1 protein-coding gene is annotated in these 272 nt (G+C 75.4%); it reads right to left on the bottom strand.

Going from position 1 to position 272, the window contains the following annotated elements:
- On the bottom strand, positions 1-272 hold a 272-nt coding region (locus ACZ3HG_RS23730; RefSeq protein WP_465334826.1), incomplete at both ends, for a hypothetical protein.

Genomic DNA, 272 nt, shown 5'->3' with positions numbered 1-272 from the left:
GTTCGGGCACGTCCTCGGAGGTCCACGCCGAACCGCCGAGGACGATGCCCTCGTCCGCGGCGCCGATCATGCCGGCATCCAAGGCGGCATCTCCCGCCGCGATGGACCACTCCACCCCGGTCCGCCGACGGACCTCGGCGCACGCAGACTCCTTCGTGATCGGCGTCGGCACGACGTAGACCTTGCGGCCCTGCCGGGTCGTCGCGGCCCCCAGCGCCGGAGAGACGCGCGCGAACCGGCGTCGGACGCGCTCGGCCCCCGCGGCGTCCGGC

It is taken from the genome of Erwinia sp. PME.40.26/001 (assembly GCF_055556675.1).
This window is presented reverse-complemented; position numbering and strand designations above follow the sequence as displayed.